This window comes from Candidatus Hydrogenedentota bacterium, from assembly GCA_016791475.1.
GTDB lineage: Bacteria > Hydrogenedentota > Hydrogenedentia > Hydrogenedentales > JAEUWI01 > JAEUWI01.
Genome location: JAEUWI010000249.1, coordinates 1 through 684 on the forward strand (window position 1 = coordinate 1; position 684 = coordinate 684).

Annotated in this window: 1 protein-coding gene; it reads right to left on the reverse strand. The window is 56.3% G+C overall.

Annotation, left to right across the window (positions count from 1 at the left end):
* On the reverse strand, window positions 1–684 hold a 684-nt coding region (locus tag JNK74_29030), incomplete at both ends, for an ammonium transporter (protein ID MBL7650226.1).

Consider the following 684-nt stretch of genomic DNA (forward strand, 5'->3'; position numbering starts at 1 on the left):
CCAAAGAATGAATACACCCAGGGTTGCCAGTGTGATGGAGTGACCGGGGATGGCAACAGCTTTTCCATCCTTTGTGAAGCGGCCGATGCGCGGGCCGAGAACGACCGCGCCGATCAAGGAAAGCCAGCCGCCAACACTGTGTACAACGGTGGAACCGGCAAAGTCACGGAAGCCAGCGCCGAAGGGCAGGGTCCACAACCAGCCGCCTCCCCACACCCAGTGACCGGCAATCGGATAGATGATCGCGCTGATAAAGAAGCTGTAGATCAAATAAGCGGAGAACTTGGTGCGTTCCGCCATGGCGCCCGAAACGATGGTTGCCGCGGTTCCAGCAAAGACCAATTGGAAGAACCAGAAGGCAAGAACGGGCACACCAACCACATCTTCGCCGCCGCTGATGAAGAAGCCGCTGGTACCGATCCAACCTGCCGCGGAAGAACCATACATGAAGGCATAACCAAATGCCCAAAATGCGACTGTCGCGAATACAAAGTCGATCAGGTTCTTGAACAAAATATTGGTGGTGTTCTTGGAACGGGTCAGACCAGCCTCCACGAGGGCAAAGCCAGCCTGCATCCAGAACACGAGGAAACCGGTGATCAGGATCCAGAGGGTGTTCAAACCGCGGGTCAATTCAGAGATCGGGTCCGGTTCCTGGGCAAAGACCGGGGAGGTCATTGCAAG